The 14,834-nt window shown below is 60.9% G+C and carries 15 protein-coding genes; 6 read left to right on the top strand and 9 right to left on the bottom strand.

The features are described 5' to 3' along the window. The first annotated feature begins 96 nt into the window (after positions 1–96). The gene (locus B0G81_RS29725; RefSeq protein ID WP_347877468.1) at positions 97–1,056 is read left to right on the top strand and encodes a tetratricopeptide repeat protein; all 960 of its coding nucleotides are present in this window, start codon (positions 97–99) and stop codon (positions 1,054–1,056) included. On the opposite strand, the gene B0G81_RS29720 is transcribed toward B0G81_RS29725, so the two are convergent. Further along, on the bottom strand, positions 1,044–2,540 hold the full coding sequence (locus B0G81_RS29720) for an IS5 family transposase (protein WP_243856640.1): 1,497 nt from the start codon (positions 2,538–2,540) through the stop codon (positions 1,044–1,046). The genes B0G81_RS29725 and B0G81_RS29720 overlap by 13 nt on opposite strands. On the opposite strand from B0G81_RS29720, the gene B0G81_RS29715 reads away from it, so the two are divergent. Beyond that, positions 2,493–3,392 (top strand): DUF6396 domain-containing protein, encoded by a 900-nt coding sequence (locus tag B0G81_RS29715; protein WP_347877473.1) that lies wholly within the window; start codon positions 2,493–2,495, stop codon positions 3,390–3,392. The genes B0G81_RS29720 and B0G81_RS29715 overlap by 48 nt on opposite strands. Positions 3,393–3,420: 28 nt before the next feature. Beyond that, the gene (locus B0G81_RS29710; RefSeq protein WP_134140346.1) at positions 3,421–3,681 is read left to right on the top strand and encodes a PAAR domain-containing protein; all 261 of its coding nucleotides are present in this window, start codon (positions 3,421–3,423) and stop codon (positions 3,679–3,681) included. A gap of 157 nt (positions 3,682–3,838) precedes the next feature. On the opposite strand, the gene cobA is transcribed toward B0G81_RS29710, so the two are convergent. From cobA to B0G81_RS29680, 6 genes are all read right to left on the bottom strand, one after another. Beyond that, positions 3,839–4,594, bottom strand: coding sequence for a uroporphyrinogen-III C-methyltransferase (cobA, locus tag B0G81_RS29705; protein ID WP_166679079.1), 756 nt, complete (start codon positions 4,592–4,594; stop codon positions 3,839–3,841). Positions 4,595–4,656: 62 nt separating this feature from the next. After that, positions 4,657–5,973, bottom strand: coding sequence for a GTP-binding protein (locus B0G81_RS29700; RefSeq protein WP_116119209.1), 1,317 nt, complete (start codon positions 5,971–5,973; stop codon positions 4,657–4,659). A gap of 25 nt (positions 5,974–5,998) precedes the next feature. Next, positions 5,999–6,961 (bottom strand): sulfate adenylyltransferase subunit CysD, encoded by a 963-nt coding sequence (gene cysD / locus B0G81_RS29695; RefSeq protein WP_106279842.1) that lies wholly within the window; start codon positions 6,959–6,961, stop codon positions 5,999–6,001. 109 nt (positions 6,962–7,070) lie between these two features. Then, a complete protein-coding gene (locus tag B0G81_RS29690) occupies positions 7,071–7,817 on the bottom strand; it encodes a phosphoadenylyl-sulfate reductase (protein ID WP_134140342.1) in 747 nt (248 codons plus the stop codon). Beyond that, a complete protein-coding gene (locus B0G81_RS29685) occupies positions 7,814–8,353 on the bottom strand; it encodes a DUF934 domain-containing protein (protein WP_134140340.1) in 540 nt (179 codons plus the stop codon). The genes B0G81_RS29690 and B0G81_RS29685 overlap by 4 nt, the downstream gene beginning before the upstream one ends. A gap of 22 nt (positions 8,354–8,375) precedes the next feature. Next, complete coding sequence (locus B0G81_RS29680; RefSeq protein WP_106279836.1) at positions 8,376–10,055, bottom strand: nitrite/sulfite reductase; 1,680 nt, start codon at positions 10,053–10,055, stop codon at positions 8,376–8,378. A 220-nt stretch (positions 10,056–10,275) separates the two neighbouring features. Between B0G81_RS29680 and B0G81_RS29675 the strand changes: the two genes are divergently transcribed. Together B0G81_RS29675 and B0G81_RS29670 are read left to right on the top strand one after the other, a co-directional pair. After that, positions 10,276–11,217, top strand: coding sequence for a CysB family HTH-type transcriptional regulator (locus tag B0G81_RS29675; RefSeq protein WP_106279834.1), 942 nt, complete (start codon positions 10,276–10,278; stop codon positions 11,215–11,217). A 34-nt stretch (positions 11,218–11,251) separates the two neighbouring features. Then, positions 11,252–12,421, top strand: coding sequence for an ABC transporter substrate-binding protein (locus B0G81_RS29670; protein WP_134140338.1), 1,170 nt, complete (start codon positions 11,252–11,254; stop codon positions 12,419–12,421). A 28-nt stretch (positions 12,422–12,449) separates the two neighbouring features. Here the strand turns inward: B0G81_RS29670 and B0G81_RS29665 are convergent, their stop codons facing one another. Together B0G81_RS29665 and B0G81_RS29660 are read right to left on the bottom strand one after the other, a co-directional pair. After that, positions 12,450–13,343 carry a nucleotidyl transferase AbiEii/AbiGii toxin family protein gene (locus B0G81_RS29665; RefSeq protein WP_134140337.1) on the bottom strand — a complete coding sequence of 298 codons (894 nt, stop codon included), beginning with the start codon at positions 13,341–13,343 and terminating at the stop codon, positions 12,450–12,452. Further along, positions 13,318–14,382, bottom strand: a complete 1,065-nt coding sequence (locus B0G81_RS29660; protein WP_134140335.1) for a type IV toxin-antitoxin system AbiEi family antitoxin — start codon at positions 14,380–14,382, stop codon at positions 13,318–13,320. Before B0G81_RS29660 ends, B0G81_RS29665 begins: the two co-directional genes overlap by 26 nt. A gap of 174 nt (positions 14,383–14,556) precedes the next feature. Between B0G81_RS29660 and B0G81_RS29655 the strand changes: the two genes are divergently transcribed. Continuing rightward, positions 14,557–14,817: a hypothetical protein gene (locus tag B0G81_RS29655; protein WP_106279827.1), complete on the top strand. Its 261-nt coding sequence runs from the start codon at positions 14,557–14,559 to the stop codon at positions 14,815–14,817. Positions 14,818–14,834 lie beyond the last annotated feature (17 nt).

Genomic DNA, 14,834 nt, shown 5'->3' with positions numbered 1-14,834 from the left:
CAATGGCGAGGCGATCGCGCGCAAGGGTGACCTGGCGGCGTGTCCGGAGTATGGCGTCAAACCGAGGCTGCCTGAGCTAGCTTGAACGAGACATCTATGAAGTGCACAACCATCCTTTGCCGCATTGTCTTCGTCGTCCTGTTCCTGACCACCTCTTCTGTGCAGGCCGGGAGACTGACTTCCTTGACCAGCAAGCTGACTACCGCCATGTCCGACCTGCCGCGTTACGAAAAGCTGCCACTGTTTAATCCGCATCGCAAGCTGTTCACCTGCCTTTATCAGGACCAGCATGTGCCGCGTGTTGATCCGCAGGCTGAATTGTGGTTCCAGCAGGCGCTGGCGCTGGACAATCCGGATATCTACTACAAGGATCGCGACTATCCGAAGATTTACCAGCTCTACCAGCAGGCCGCCCAGCGCAACCACTGGAAGGCTATGCTCAATATTGCCTCGCTGGTCCTGTCGGATTACGCGGTACCGGAGCACGATCCAGAGGTTGCGGTTCGCTGGGTGGAAAAGGCGATGCAACTGGGTGTACCCGACGCGTACGACATAATGGGCACGTACCACCAGAACGGCACGATCAGGGGCGGTGATGCAACCAGCGCCTATGCGTTTTTCCAGCGCGCGGCGGACATGGGCAGTCCATCGGCGCAGACGTTCCTTGGCTACAAGATCGCCGGCACTTACGATGATCCAAATGGAGAATTCTGGGGTAACCGGACAATTGGCACTCAGATGCTGGAGTGTGCCTTTGCGCAAAGCTATGGCCTCGCGGCCTATAGGTTGGGTTTTCTGTACGCCGGCGAATATTCAGTCGCAGAAAAAATCCGGGCGCGAACAGTTCTGCAAGAGGGGATTAAGCTTGGCTGCGCAGAATGTGCGAGCAAGCTAGCAGTCGAATTTCGAGGCACATATCTTAGTGATGGCACCAGCCTTGTCGATCAAGCTGACAAAGCCCGCGCCGAGCGCTATAGCCAGATCGGCAATGCGCTGGAACATTACCAAGGCCGCCTCAAGCTACCTAGTCGGACCTGCAAAATTCAGTTTGCTTGATGCACGACGCCGATGGGACATTTTGTCGGAGCGGGCAGGCTAAGCGGCCGGAAGCATTGCCGGTGCGCAAGCAGCGGATGCGACGGGACTTTGACGATCCAATGGAGCCAGGCGAGGATAAAAAAGATGGGCCGCAGACCCAGGCGAACAATCGCACGCAACAGCCAGCGCAGATTGTAGCCCGTGGCGCACAGCACGGCATGCAGCGCATCGCCGGTTTGCCCTTTGAGCCAGCAACGACGCATACCGTGGTCGTGCTTCACATGGCCGATGATCGGTTCAATCGCCTGTCGTCGCTTGAGCCAGCGACGCTGCGTGCTGGTCAGCGTCTTGTGTTTGCCGCGATGAATCAGGTGTACTGACGATAATTCCGCGTCGACGCCGCGAAACCCGAGATCGACCAATATGGTCTTCGGCTGCGGTGTACCGGGCAGATCCTGCAGCAGAATGGAGCTCTGTTCGAGTTGCTCGGCAAGCGTATGGCCGTCATAGGGGTTGCCGGGGAACGCCCGGGCACCGACGATCAACCCGTGTTTCTCCGTGATCGCGAGGCTCACCTTGACGCCGAACTCGTAGGGCTGGCGTGCCTTTCCTTTCCCAATGCATTCAACTTCAGGCGCATGCAGTGCGTAGAGCTTGTTCTTGTCCTTTGGACGTTGGCGGCAAATGCGCCAGGCCCGCTCAAGCCAGACGCGCAGTTGTGCCTGCCGTTCGTCCGAAGCTCCGGAGAGCTTGCGTTCGATATCGCGCAGCAACCGTCCCAATACTGTGCGCTGACGTTTGAGTACACGACGCAGGCGCTTGAACTGCTTCGCATGGGCATAGCCGCCTGCGCGGCGCCGCAGCCGCTTGCCCTCACGCTCGTAAGTTTGCTTCAACGCCAACCCGGCGCGTTGCGCCAACTGAACGAGTCTGGCCCGCGCCACCTCCAGCAGACGGCTGTCGGTCGGATACGCAATCGCCTTCTCTTGCACCGTGGTGTCGACAATCACGCGCTCGAATTCGACCGGCGTCACCGCCTTCATCTGCACCGCAGCCGCGATCGTCGCCGCGAGCAGCTCCTCGACACCGGCTTCGCCCAGCGCCTGCCGAAAGCGCACCAGGTTGGTCGGGTCGCACGGCAGACGCGGCTGGAAATACTCCTCGCCACAGAAGAACTGGAAGTACACGTCCTGCGCCCAGCGCTCGCACACGGTTTCGTCACTCTCGTTGTAGGCGTGCTTCAGGTACAGCAGACCCACCATCAGCCGCATAGGCAAGCGCGGACGTCCAGCCGCACTGACGCCACCGGCAAATTCCAGCGAGTTCGAGCCAAACAGGTCAAGCCCTTCGCTTACCCGTCCATCGCGTGAGCGCCGCTCGAACAGGGGACCAAGCGTCGCTTCGATTGAAGCCCACGACATCTTCGTTGCCAACACGGCAAGCGGGTGACGTAAATCAATCATCGCGTCCAGACGGCTACGAAAGAAATCAGGCGTGCTCATTGGCGACCACTCCAAAACTCCCAGAATTTTTATCAGATCGATATTCGTTCTGGGAGTTCTATTACCCGCCAACTAGCTGCATCGCCAAGCCAGGCGAGGCCTCATGAACTTCTGCAAGGCCGACTACCTAACCTTGACAAGGTATTGCCACTGCCGCCCGCGCCACTGCCGAAGTGGGACGGCAACAAGCAGACGCTGATCGATGCGGCCAAGACCGTCGCACCGCCCGCAAAGCTCAAATCTGCATCACATGCAGCACTGCAGGGCCGCGAACAGGTGCCGGAGGGTCATAGCGTAATGCCGCTTGCCGAAAGCCCCTACGCGGTCCACGGCGACCAGCGGGTACCCCAAACCGGCTACTGGCTGGCGCTGTTCGATGCCCCAGGAACGCCCAGGGCGCAGCTCACACCGGCCCGTAGCGGACGGCCGGAACACTATCAGGCCGGCGAGCGGTTCGAACCCGCGACGATGACCAGCCTGTCGCACGAGACGATGCAATGGCATTACCTGGGCGAAGCCCATCGGCTTCCACCATCTCGCGAAATGATCCTCGCGCACATGGTCAGTGCTGGCTGGCTGCGGGAAATATCCGCCAGTACGCCAATACGTCAATGCGTCGGACACCAGCGATGCCCGCAGCAGGGCATCTGGGAAGGCCGCGTCGCCGGTGCGCATCCCCAGGCGTTTCTCTATAACACGTGGACCCAGCAGGCGTTTGTTGATCAAGGACAGCCTTTCCCCGATCCACGCGAGCGGACTCTGGAAATTGATCGCCATGATGTCACGTGGACCTACCTCGGTAGTCCGAACGTTGACGGCGCGGTCCCCGGCGTGACGAATATCGCACTGTGATCGAACCGCTAAAGAAGAGGAAAACGCAATGGCAAGACAGGTAATTGTAGTGGGCGACACCACGACCCACGGTGGAAAAGTGATCACAGGATCACAGGTCGACGTCGTTGACGGCAAGGCGATCGCGCGCAAGGGTGACCTGGTGGCGTGCCCGGAGCATGGCGTGAATCCGATCGTCGAAGGTGACGAATCATTGATGGTCGACGACAAGCCCGTTGCGCTCGAAGGACATCACGCAGCATGCGGATGTGCTCTCATCAGTGCGTGTCATACCCTGTCGGTGCCCTGAGCGCGGGCGGCAGTGGCGCATGCTGACGATGGCGAAGACACAGGCAATCGCGCAGGCACGCGGCGGGACATGGTCACGTGCGCTCTCACGTGCCTAAAGGAAAGGCGAACATTCCAAAGCGCACAACAAACAACATACACAGCAACAACCAAAAACCTCAAGCCGCGACCAACAACCCATCCGCGGAGCGAACAACCTCGACCTGCCGCGCAGCAAACGCGTCGCCGATCATCAGCAGGCTCGGCTGCGATGCATCGACCCAGCGCTGCGCGTCGCCGGCTGCGAGTTCTTCGAGTGTGAGCGTCAGCATGCGCTCGCGCTCGGTGCTGCAAGCTTCGACAATCGCCACCGGCGTGGCAACAGGCTTGCCGGCATCGATCAACTGCTGCGCGATCTCGACGCCGCTATCGCGGCCCATGTAAAACACGAGCGAGTCCGCGTTCACCTGTTCACGAATCTCATCGGAACCCGGCGCACGGCTGAACGTGGCCAACGCGACACTGCGCGATACACCCCGCAGCGTCAACGAGCGCTTCAAAGAAGCTGCGCTCGCCAGCGCAGCGGTGATTCCAGGCACCACTTCATAGTCGATGCCGGCCGCTTCCAGCGCCCGCATTTCCTCATCAGCGCGGCCGAACAACATCGGGTCGCCGCCTTTCAGGCGCACCACCACGTCGTGCTCCAAAGCGGCGTCGACGATCTGCTTGTTGATGAACTGCTGGGCTGTCGACAATTGCCCGCAGCGCTTGCCCACCGCAATCCGCCGCGCATGCGCAGGCGCGTAATCGAGCATGGCCGGTTCCACCAGCGCGTCGTGCAATACCACGTCGGCGGTGCCGAGCAGCCGCGCGCCGCGTACCGTAATCAGGTCCGCAGCGCCGGGCCCTGCGCCGATCAGATAAACCTTACCCATTTGAATCAACCTGTTGGTTGGGGCGCGAGCGATGCGTCGCGTCGCCATGCGCCCTCGCCCGCTTAAGCCGAAAACGCCCGAATCATCCCAGCCGCAACGGTATGATGCGTCGCCTCATCGATCAGCACGAACGCACCCGTGCCCTGATGCGAGTCATACACATCGCACACCAGCGGCTTCTGCAACGTCAGCGCCACGCGGCCGATGTCGTTCATCGTCAGATCCTTGCGATCGGTCGCCTGCGACAGCGTATGCACGTCGAGCACTTCCTTGATCGCACCGATTCGCGCGAACACCGTATTGGTGGTCTGCTTCAACAGATACTTGCGTTGCGTGGACAGCGGCGTGTCGTCGAACCAGCACAGATCGGCTTCCAGCTTTTTCGCCGGCTCCGGCGCCGCTTCACGCAACACGAAAGTGTCGCCGCGCGACACGTCGACGTCTTCCGCGAGACGAATCGTCACCGTTTGCCCGGCGAACGCGCGGTCCACCGCGGCCGTGCCGCCCGGCACCGGCGCGATGATTTCCGCAACCGTCGCTTCGCGATTGGCCGGCAACACGACAATCGTATCTCCGAGCTTCACTTCACCGGCTTCGACACGGCCCATGTAGCCGCGGAAATCGTCGGCCTGGCTGCCGTCCTGACGCGCCACCCATTGCACCGGGAAACGCAGCGCCTGGCCCGTCGGAACTTCCACCGGCAACGCTTCGAGCAGATCCAGCAACGGCTCGCCCGCGTACCACGGCATGCTTTCGCTCGCCGTCACGATGTTGTCGCCCTTGAGCGCCGACACCGGCACGAAACGCACGTCGCTCAAACCCAGTTGACGCGCGAGTTCGACATAAGCGTCGCGGATCTCGTTGAAGCGCTGCTCGCTGTAATCGACCAGGTCCATCTTGTTGATGGCGACGATCGCGTGCTGCAAACCGAGCAACTTGACGATCGCGCTATGACGCTTGGTTTGCGGCAGCAATTGCGCCACGCCATCCACAAACGTCACGCGCGTTGCGTCGACGAGAATAATCGCCGCATGTGCCGTCGACGCGCCCGTCACCATGTTGCGCGTGTACTGCTCGTGGCCCGGAGTATCGGCGATGATGAACTTGCGCTTCGCAGTCGCGAAGTAACGGTACGCGACGTCGATCGTGATGCCTTGCTCGCGTTCGGCTTCGAGGCCGTCCGTCAGCAGCGACAGATCGATTTCGTCGCCGACGGTACGCTTATTTTTCGCGCGCGACAGTGCCGAAAGCTGGTCTGAAAGCACAGCCTTGCTGTCGTACAGCAGGCGGCCGATCAACGTGCTCTTGCCATCGTCGACGCTACCCGCGGTAATGAAACGCAGCACGCCGAGGTCTTCTGGTTGGTGAATACCGCTCATGATTGCTTTACCCTCGTCCGTGTGCTTAGAAATAACCTTGCTTCTTACGCTGTTCCATCGCGGCTTCGGAGACCTGATCGTCCATCCGCGTCGCGCCGCGTTCCGTGATTTCGGTCACGGCCGTTTCGGCGATGATCTTCTCGAGATCGTCCGCGTCGCTTTCCACCGGGCACGTGCAGCTAATGTCGCCGACGGTACGGAAGCGCACCAGCGCGGTTTCGCTGACTTCGCCTTCACGCATCGGCGTGAGCGGCGTAACCGGCACCAGCAGGCCATTGCGGCGCACGATCTCGCGTTGATGCGCGTAGTAGATCGACGGCAGTTCGAGCTGTTCGCGAGCGATGTACTGCCACACGTCGAGTTCGGTCCAGTTCGAAATCGGGAACACGCGCAGATGTTCTCCGTTGTGCAGACGCGCGTTATACAGGCTCCACAGTTCCGGGCGCTGTGCCTTCGGATCCCATTGGCCGAATTCGTCGCGGAACGAGAAGATCCGTTCTTTCGCACGGGCCTTTTCTTCGTCGCGGCGCGCGCCGCCGATCAGCGCGGTGTAGCCGTACTGTTCGATGGTTTCGAGCAGCGTCACGGCTTGCGCGGCGTTGCGCGAATCCAGTTCACGACGCAGACGCACCGTGCCGCGCTTGATCGAATCTTCGACATGACCCACCACGAGTTCAGCGCCGATCTCTTTCGCGCGACGATCGCGGAAATCGATCACTTCCTCGTAGTTGTGGCCGGTGTCGATATGCACGAGCGGGAACGGCAGCACGGTCTTGCGATTCGCGCCAATGCCGAAAGCCTTCAGCGCGAGGTGCAGCACCACGACCGAATCCTTGCCGCCCGAAAACAGCAGCGCGGGCTTGCTGCATTCGGCGACCAGTTCGCGCAGGATGTGAATCGACTCGGCTTCGAGCCAGTCGAGGTGATCCATACGGTTTGCCGTGTTGGCGAGCGGTGCGTTCACAGTGGAATCGAGCGTGGTGCTCATATCTGGGTCCTTCGTTGGTTCGCGTCGCAAGCGGTTGCTCGCGTCGCGCAGGTATTCAAATCGGTATGTGCGGTGTTCGGGCCGAAAACCAAGGCCCGCTCGCTCAACTTCAGGCCTGGACGTCTGCGCCGCGCTCTACTCCGATCGGCGTAATCGTCGTGATGTGCAGTCCGCATTCCTTCGTATCGCGCGACTCCCACCACCAGCGCCCTGCCCGGCTATCTTCACCGGGGCGCACGGCGCGCGTGCACGGCTCGCAGCCGATGCTCGGATAACCACGCGCATGCAGCGGATTGACCGGCACGTCGAACGCTTTCAGGTAGTCCCACACTTCGGCTTCGGTCCAATCGGTCAGCGGATTGAACTTGGCGATATTGCGTGCGTCGTCATGCTCTTCCGCATGCAGTTCCGCACGCGTTACCGACTGCTCGCGACGTTGGCCCGTGACCCATGCACTCACGTCCGACAGCGCGCGGTTCAACGGTTCGACCTTGCGGATTTCGCAGCAACGCTTGCGCAGATCGACGCTTTCATAGAACGCGTTCAGCCCGTGCGAGCCGATGTATTCCTCGACCGCCGCGGCTTGCGGATGAAACTGTTCGATGTCGTAGCCGTAGCGCTCTTTCACGCGATCGAGCATGCCGAGCGTTTCCGCATGCAAGCGGCCGGTGTTCAGCGAGAAGATGCCGATCTTCACGCCGCGCGACAGAATCGCATGCGTGAGCAGCATGTCTTCCGCTGCGAGGCTGCTGGCGAGCTTCACGTTCTCGTGACGCGCGGCGATCGAGTCGAGCAGCGCATCGAGGCGCTCGACCTTTGCGGCGAGTTCCGGCGTGAGGGTTTGAACTTCGCTCATGCCGATGCCTTTGCCAGTTCGCCCGCTTCACGGCGGCGGAATAGCGGCGACGAGTTCACCGCGCCCTGATAGTTGAAGCTGAATTCGTCGAACGCTTTCAGTGCGTCGTCGAAGTCTTTGTCCGCGCGCAATGCGTACGCGTCGAAGCCGCAACGGAACATGAACGCCAGTTGATCGCGCAGCACGTCGCCAATTGCGCGCAGCTCGCCCTTGTAACCATAGCGCTCGCGCAGCAAGCGGCCGATGCTATAGCCACGGCCGTCGCGGAACACGGGGAAGTCCACGCCGATCAGCGCGATCTTGTCGAAGTCGGCGACGATATCCGCCGGTTCACTGTCCGGCGCGAGCCACACGCCGATCTCAGCGGCGCTACGCGAGGCGGTCAACGCATCACGTTCAGCCTGCCACAGCGCGAGTGGCACCAGCACCTTGCCTGCCGGCAATTCGCCCACTGCGGGCAGCGAGCCATCTTCTGCCGGGCGCACGACCGTCCAGTCATCGTTGACGATCGCGCGATTCTTGATGATAGAAGCCATCTGTTCTGTATCCTTTTCGCGGTTACGCGTGAGCCGGTTGACGCGAGGCGTACACACGTTCCTTGAACGGGGTGATGCCGATGCGGTTGTACGTTTCGATGAAGCGCTCGCCTTCGTGGCGGTTTTCCACGAACGTATCGATCACTTTGCTCATCACGTCCGGCATTTCTTCCGCCGAGAACGACGGGCCGATCACACGGCCAAGGTGTGCGCCGGTAGCGCCCGTGCCCTGCTCGCCGCCGAGCGTCACCTGATACCACTCCGAGCCGTCCTTATCGACGCCCAGAATGCCGATGTTGCCGACGTGGTGGTGACCGCAAGCATTGATACAGCCCGAGATGTTCAGCGACACATCGCCGAGGTCGTATACGTAGTCCAGATCGTTGAAGCGTTCCTGAATGGCCAGCGCGATCGGAATCGACTTCGCATTCGCGAGCGAGCAGAAGTCGCCGCCCGGGCAAGCGATGATGTCGGTCAGCAAGCCGATATTCGGCGTCGCGAAACCTTGCGCCTTGGCCTTTTCCCACAGCGCGAACAGGTCGCGTTTCTTCACGTTCGCGAGAATCAGATTCTGTTCGTGCGACACGCGGATTTCGCCGAGCGAGTACTCGTCGGCCCAATCGGCGACCGCTTCCATCTGTGCGTCCGTGGCGTCGCCGGGGGCGATCGTGGTCGGCTTCAAAGACAAGGTGACCGACGAATAGCCCGACACCTTATGCGGACGCACATTACGCTCGACCCAACGGGCAAACGCACGATTTTCCAGCAGATGTTTTTCGAACGAAGCATCGGTATCAGCAAGCTTCTCGTACACCGGCGGCTGGAAGTACTGCGACACGCGATCCACTTCGGCTTGCGTGAGCGTCGAAGGACCATCCTTCAGGTGCTGCCATTCTTCTTCGACTTGCGCCGAGAATTTCTCCGGGCTCAACGCCTTCACGAGAATCTTGATGCGCGCCTTGTACATGTTGTCGCGACGGCCGTAGCGGTTGTATACGCGCAGCACCGCTTCGCAGTACGTCAACAGATGTTGCCAGGGCAGATCTTTGCGGATGATCGCGCCGATGATCGGCGTACGGCCCATGCCGCCGCCGGCCAGGATATCGGCCACCAGTTCGCCCTGCTCGTTCTTGCGCAGATACACGCCCATGTCGTGAATCTGCACGGCAGCGCGGTCTTCCCTGGAACCCGACACGGCGATCTTGAACTTGCGCGGCAGCCACGCGAATTCCGGGTGGAACGTGGACCATTGACGCAAGATTTCGGCCCACGGACGCGGATCGACCACTTCATCCGGCGCCACGCCGGCGAACTGGTCGGCGGTGATGTTGCGGATGCAGTTGCCCGAGGTCTGAATGCCGTGCATTTGCACCGCGGCAAGCTTGCGCAGGATTTCCGGCGTTTCTTCGAGCTTGATCCAGTTGTACTGGATGTTCGAGCGCGTCGAGAAATGGCCGTAACCGCGGTCGTGTTCGCGCGCGATCTGCGCGAGCACGCGCATCTGGTCGCTGCGCAGGTTGCCGTACGGAATCGCGATGCGGTGCATGTACGCGTGACGCTGCATGTACAGGCCGTTCTGCAGGCGCAGCGGACGGAACTCCTCTTCGCTCAATTCGCCCGACAAGCGGCGGCGAACCTGATCGGCGTACTGCGCGACCCGTTCATCGACGATGGTCTGGTCGTACTGATCGTATTGGTACATTCGGGGACCCCAATTTTTTGCAGTGATGCACGGCGATCCGGTTTCGCCGCGCCCTGGATACATCCCTTTGTCACCCTCGGCTCATGAACGTTTAGACCCATCGCTCATTTGCTTATGACAAATACAGATATCCATATTGAAAAAGATGGACAGATCGTAATAAACTGCCCTTATATTTCAAACGACTAAAAAATTCTTTTGATATGCGGAGAGGTTATATATGAACCTGCACCAATTCCGCTTCGTCCGCGAGGCTGTGCGGCAGAACTTCAACCTGACGGAAGCGGCCAAGGCGCTGTTCACAAGCCAGCCGGGCGTTTCCAAGGCGATCATCGAGCTGGAAGACGAGTTGGGGGTGGAAATCTTCACGCGGCATGGCAAGCGCGTGCGCTCGCTGACCGAGCCGGGGCGCATCATTTTGCAGTCGGTGGAGAAGATTCTGCAGGAGGTGGAGAGCCTCAAACGGGTCGGTAAAGATTACGCGGCACAGGATCAGGGCAATCTGGTGATCGCCGCGACCCACACCCAGGCGCGCTACTCGCTGCCGGCCGCCATCGCCGAATTCAAGAAACGCTTTCCCAAGGTCCACCTTTCGATTCTGCAAGGCAGCCCGACCCAGGTCGCCGAAATGGTGCTGCACGACCAGGCCGACCTCTGCATCGCCACCGAGGCGATCTCCAACTATAAGGAACTGGTCTCGCTGCCGTGCTTCCAGTGGCACCACGTCGCGGTGATGCAACCGGATCATCCGCTGCTCGACCGCAAACTTTTGTCGCTGGATGATCTGACCCAGTATCCGCTGATCACCTACGACAACGCGTTCGCCGGCCGCACCAAGATCAACGAGGCGTTTCGCCTGCGCGGGCTGCATCCGGACATCGTCCTGGAGGCGATCGACGCCGACGTGATCAAGACCTATGTGGAACTGGGCCTCGGCGTCGGCATCATGGCGGATATCGCGTTCAACGCCGAGCGCGACCGCCATTTGCGCGCCATGCCGGTCGGCCACCTGTTCGGCAGCAATGTGACGCGGGTCGCGCTGAAACAGGGCGCCTATCTGCGCAGCTATGTGTATACGCTCGTCGAACTGCTGTCGCCGAGCATGAACCGCAAGCTGATCGAGCAGGCGCTCAAGGGCGAACACGAAAGCTACGAACTTTGATAACACCCTCGCATCCTGCTACGGAGACCCTTCGATGACGTCGTATAAGAAAAAAATCAGCGGCCTCGCTGCCGCTTTTGGTTTTGGCGCGCTCCTGCTCGCCACCGCTGCAAACGCCGACATCAAGGTCGGCATCGATCTGTCGAGCACCGGCCCGGCGGCCGTGATCGGCATCACCAGCAAGAACGCGATGCTGATGTGGCCCGCCACGATCGCCGGCCAGAAAGCCGACTACATCTTCCTCGACGACGCGTCCGACCCCGGCGCCGCCGTGCGCAACATCCGCAAACTGATCAACGAAGACCACGTGGACGTGATCGTCGGGCCGAACATTACGCCGGCGGCGATGGCCGCGCTCGATCCGGTTGCCGAAAGCCAGACGCCGATGATTACGCTGATCGGCTCGGCAAGCGTGGTCGAGCCGCAGGAAGGCAAGAAGGTGTGGGCCTACAAGATGGCGCAAACCGACAGCGCGATGGCCGACGTGATGACGCGCTACATGTCGAACCACAACGTGAAGACGGTGGGTTTCATCGGTTTCGCGGATGGCTACGGCGAAAGCTGGCTCAACGAGTTCAGCAAGTTCGCGGCGCTGCGCCATATCCAGCTGGTGGCCACCGAGCGCTATAACCGCACCGACGCGAGCGTCACCGGCCAGATTCTGAAGCTCATGGCCGCCAAGCCGGACGCGATCCTGATCGCGGGCGCCGGCACGCCGACGGTGCTGCCGCAACGCACGCTGATCGAGCGCGGCTACAAGGGCCCGATTTACCAGACGCACGGCATCGCCACGCCGGAGTTCATCAAGCTGGGCGGCAAGGACGTGGAAGGCACGCTGTTCCCGACGCAGCCGGTCGTGGTGGCGCGCACGCTGCCGGCCGATCATCCGGCAAAGAAGGCGGCGCTCGCGTTCACGAACGAATATGAAGCGAAGTACGGCCCGGGCAGCGTAACGCAGTTCGCGGGCGACGCGGCCGGCGTGTATCCGCGTTTGCAGGACGCGGTGGCGCGCGCACTGAAGACGGCGCAGCCGGGCACGCCGGCGTTCCGCACGGCGCTGCGTGACGAGCTGGAGCATGCGCATGAGCTGGTCGTGCCGAACGGCGTGGTCAATACGAGCCCGAAGGATCACGTGGGGCTGGACCAGCGCGCTAGCGTGATGGGGACGATCAAGAACGGCAAGTTTGTCTATTTGAGTCAGTGAGGCGGCTCATGGCCGGCTCCTGATCCAATCAGGCGCCGGCCGATACGCCCAGAAATGCGTTCCGGAAGGCTGACAACGTCCGGTCGGATCCATCGGCGAAGTCGTCCAGCATCTGCGCGACGGCACGCGCCTGCATGTCGCGTCTCAGCGTGTCGTACACGGCTTCGTCCGAGAGGATTGCCGAAACTGCATTAACTGTTGCGGGAGACGCGATCTGCCGCGATTCGCGGCCAAGTAGTGCGGACGCGGCAAGATCGACATCGAAGCCGTGCTGCTCGAGAAGGTCTGCGCCGTCGTCCCAGACGCGGGCCGCGTTGCCCGCGTCGCCGTAGTTGCGAAGGATCAGAAGCAGATCAGAAGCGTCAGTGTTCTTCGACACTCGCCGGTCGTGCCACGCGAGAATTTTTAGAAGCGCAAGCGCAGGCAGAGTTACAACCGGAACCTTGAGACCGTCGCCCAGATCGATTTCGACGGATTCGTCGACGGCCTCCCGAAACCCCAGCACATTCATTACAACTTCGCCCTTGGGCGGCCACGCGACCGCGCCCTCGGGAGTTTCAATTTCGCCGAACGGAACCAGGTCCAACGGTATCGAATAACCGACGCTCGGATCGTCGAACATCAGAGTGTGCTGTGCCCGGGTACTCGCCCTGAAAACGCCTGTCCGTTCGAGCCCGGTAATCAGGGCGCCGTACGCGTCCCAACTGATTGCGCAAACGGCAACGTCGACGTCACGCGTGGCGCGTTCAGCACGAACGCCGTGCACATGCCATAGCACCAAATCCCGCGCGGTTGCGCCGGCGACAACAAACTTCGTGCCTAGCTGATCCGCAGTCTCCTGGACGCGGGCAAGCAGCGCAGCGGTAACGGGGTGGACGGGCCGCTCGTCGGCTACCTTAAGGCTGGGGAAGGTACTGCTCATAGATTTGCGCGGCGACGGAAAGATTACGGCTGTCGCCCGAGGCAACGAGGTCCGCGTAAATGAGGAACGGATGGACTAGCGGCTGGCGGCCCGATTCCATCCAGTTAAGCTCCAGCGACTGCGGCCAGAACGATTCAAGAATCTCGACATCCCCGCGTGGATCAGGGCGCAGCCTGGCGTTCAGCATGAACTGATTGCCCAGCGGTGCGCGGCTGTAGAGGGTGACGTTCGCGGCCTTCAGTTCATTCGTCAGGATGTCGGCCGCCGACTCGCCACCCAGGCGAGCGTCGACACTTGCGAAGTCGAACTCGCGCCACCAGTCGGGCGTCGTGCTGGCGAAGCGCCGTGCTCCCAGTTTGAGTCGCAGGCGGGTCTGATAGAGGCTGCTCCACTCGAAAACGAATTTCTGCCAGTCCGGAAAGATGCGCTCGCCACTGGTCTTCTGGGCGAGCAGCCCACGGAACTGCAGATCGTCAATCACCTGGTTGACTGTACTCAACGCGACGCCAGCGGCCTGCGCGATAGTTCTGTACGGTTCCGACACGAGGCCCGGTTGTGTCGCAATAGCGAACATCACCTGCAAACCTTTTCGCGTCGTGGCGCGGCCTGTCTGCGGTTTTTGCAATTGCTGGGGTTTGGGCCGGCCACTAATCATGACCATACCTTCGGGCTCGCTGAGAAAGACGTTGCCCGCTGCGTCCAGAAATGGCACGTTTTGCTTGATCAGGCGGTCGGCGAGTTGCGGCTCGATGTAAGGAGCGACCAGCATGAGCCGGCGGTAGAGCGGATGAGGCTCCATCACAGAAGACCGGCTTTCCGCAAGAAGAGTGTTTGCCATCTCCGCCAGGCCGAGCCGGGTCGTGACGAGCGTAGGCATTTCGAATTTCCGTCCGGCAAGGTCGAAAGAGATCGAGGCGTCGCTATACGAAACATGCTTGCGAGCAGGCGCTGCCCTGTAAATGCCGGTAGAGCGCTCAAAGGCGTCGCATGCTTCGGCGAGAACTTGGGCTTCAAGAAAGGAATGGGCGGCACGCGGCATAAATTTGCATGTGTACGATTTCTTGTGAATGTATCATAAAATCGTACATAGCGAAAAAATCGTACAAGATCGGTCCGCGACTGAAGACATCGCGGTCCGCCCGTTCCTTGCTGGAGTCCGGCACGCGTTGGATTACTGTTAAAGTGCGTACCTTCAGTTAGACGCCTTCCCATCATGCGCACTACCCGAGCCATCCACGCCGTCGAGCGGTTGAAAACCCGCAGCGGCAATCCGCAGTTCGCCGCGATCAGCCTGTCCGGCGGCCTGTTCTATCTGGTCGACAAATCGAGCGGCACGGATAAAAAAGTCTCCGATCCGCTGACGCTCGACGACTTCGTCAAATTCGTCGACGCTTTCGGGCCGCCGAAGCCGCGCAAGGCGAGCAAGCTGGATATCGCGTTCGAAGAGCAGATCAAGAAGAGCAAAGGCAGCTAGTCGGCGCCTGCCCGGGC

Origin of the sequence: Paraburkholderia sp. BL6665CI2N2 (genome assembly GCF_004366535.1) — a bacterium.
Taxonomy (GTDB): domain Bacteria; phylum Pseudomonadota; class Gammaproteobacteria; order Burkholderiales; family Burkholderiaceae; genus Paraburkholderia.
Note: the sequence above shows the minus strand (reverse complement) of the source record. Positions and strands in the feature narration are given on the sequence as shown.

Bases quoted from the DNA above. Each gene is read 5' to 3' on its own strand.
- B0G81_RS29725 (WP_347877468.1), top strand. From the start codon at position 97: ATGAAGTGCACAACCATCCTTTGCCGCATTGTCTTCGTCGTCCTGTTC.
- B0G81_RS29720 (WP_243856640.1), bottom strand. From the start codon at position 2,540: ATGAGCACGCCTGATTTCTTTCGTAGCCGTCTGGACGCGATGATTGAT.
- B0G81_RS29710 (WP_134140346.1), top strand. From the start codon at position 3,421: ATGGCAAGACAGGTAATTGTAGTGGGCGACACCACGACCCACGGTGGA.
- cobA (WP_166679079.1), bottom strand. From the start codon at position 4,594: ATGGGTAAGGTTTATCTGATCGGCGCAGGGCCCGGCGCTGCGGACCTG.
- B0G81_RS29700 (WP_116119209.1), bottom strand. From the start codon at position 5,973: ATGAGCGGTATTCACCAACCAGAAGACCTCGGCGTGCTGCGTTTCATT.
- cysD (WP_106279842.1), bottom strand. From the start codon at position 6,961: ATGAGCACCACGCTCGATTCCACTGTGAACGCACCGCTCGCCAACACG.
- B0G81_RS29690 (WP_134140342.1), bottom strand. From the start codon at position 7,817: ATGAGCGAAGTTCAAACCCTCACGCCGGAACTCGCCGCAAAGGTCGAG.
- B0G81_RS29685 (WP_134140340.1), bottom strand. From the start codon at position 8,353: ATGGCTTCTATCATCAAGAATCGCGCGATCGTCAACGATGACTGGACG.
- B0G81_RS29680 (WP_106279836.1), bottom strand. From the start codon at position 10,055: ATGTACCAATACGATCAGTACGACCAGACCATCGTCGATGAACGGGTC.
- B0G81_RS29675 (WP_106279834.1), top strand. From the start codon at position 10,276: ATGAACCTGCACCAATTCCGCTTCGTCCGCGAGGCTGTGCGGCAGAAC.
- B0G81_RS29670 (WP_134140338.1), top strand. From the start codon at position 11,252: ATGACGTCGTATAAGAAAAAAATCAGCGGCCTCGCTGCCGCTTTTGGT.
- B0G81_RS29665 (WP_134140337.1), bottom strand. From the start codon at position 13,343: ATGAGCAGTACCTTCCCCAGCCTTAAGGTAGCCGACGAGCGGCCCGTC.
- B0G81_RS29660 (WP_134140335.1), bottom strand. From the start codon at position 14,382: ATGCCGCGTGCCGCCCATTCCTTTCTTGAAGCCCAAGTTCTCGCCGAA.
- B0G81_RS29655 (WP_106279827.1), top strand. From the start codon at position 14,557: ATGCGCACTACCCGAGCCATCCACGCCGTCGAGCGGTTGAAAACCCGC.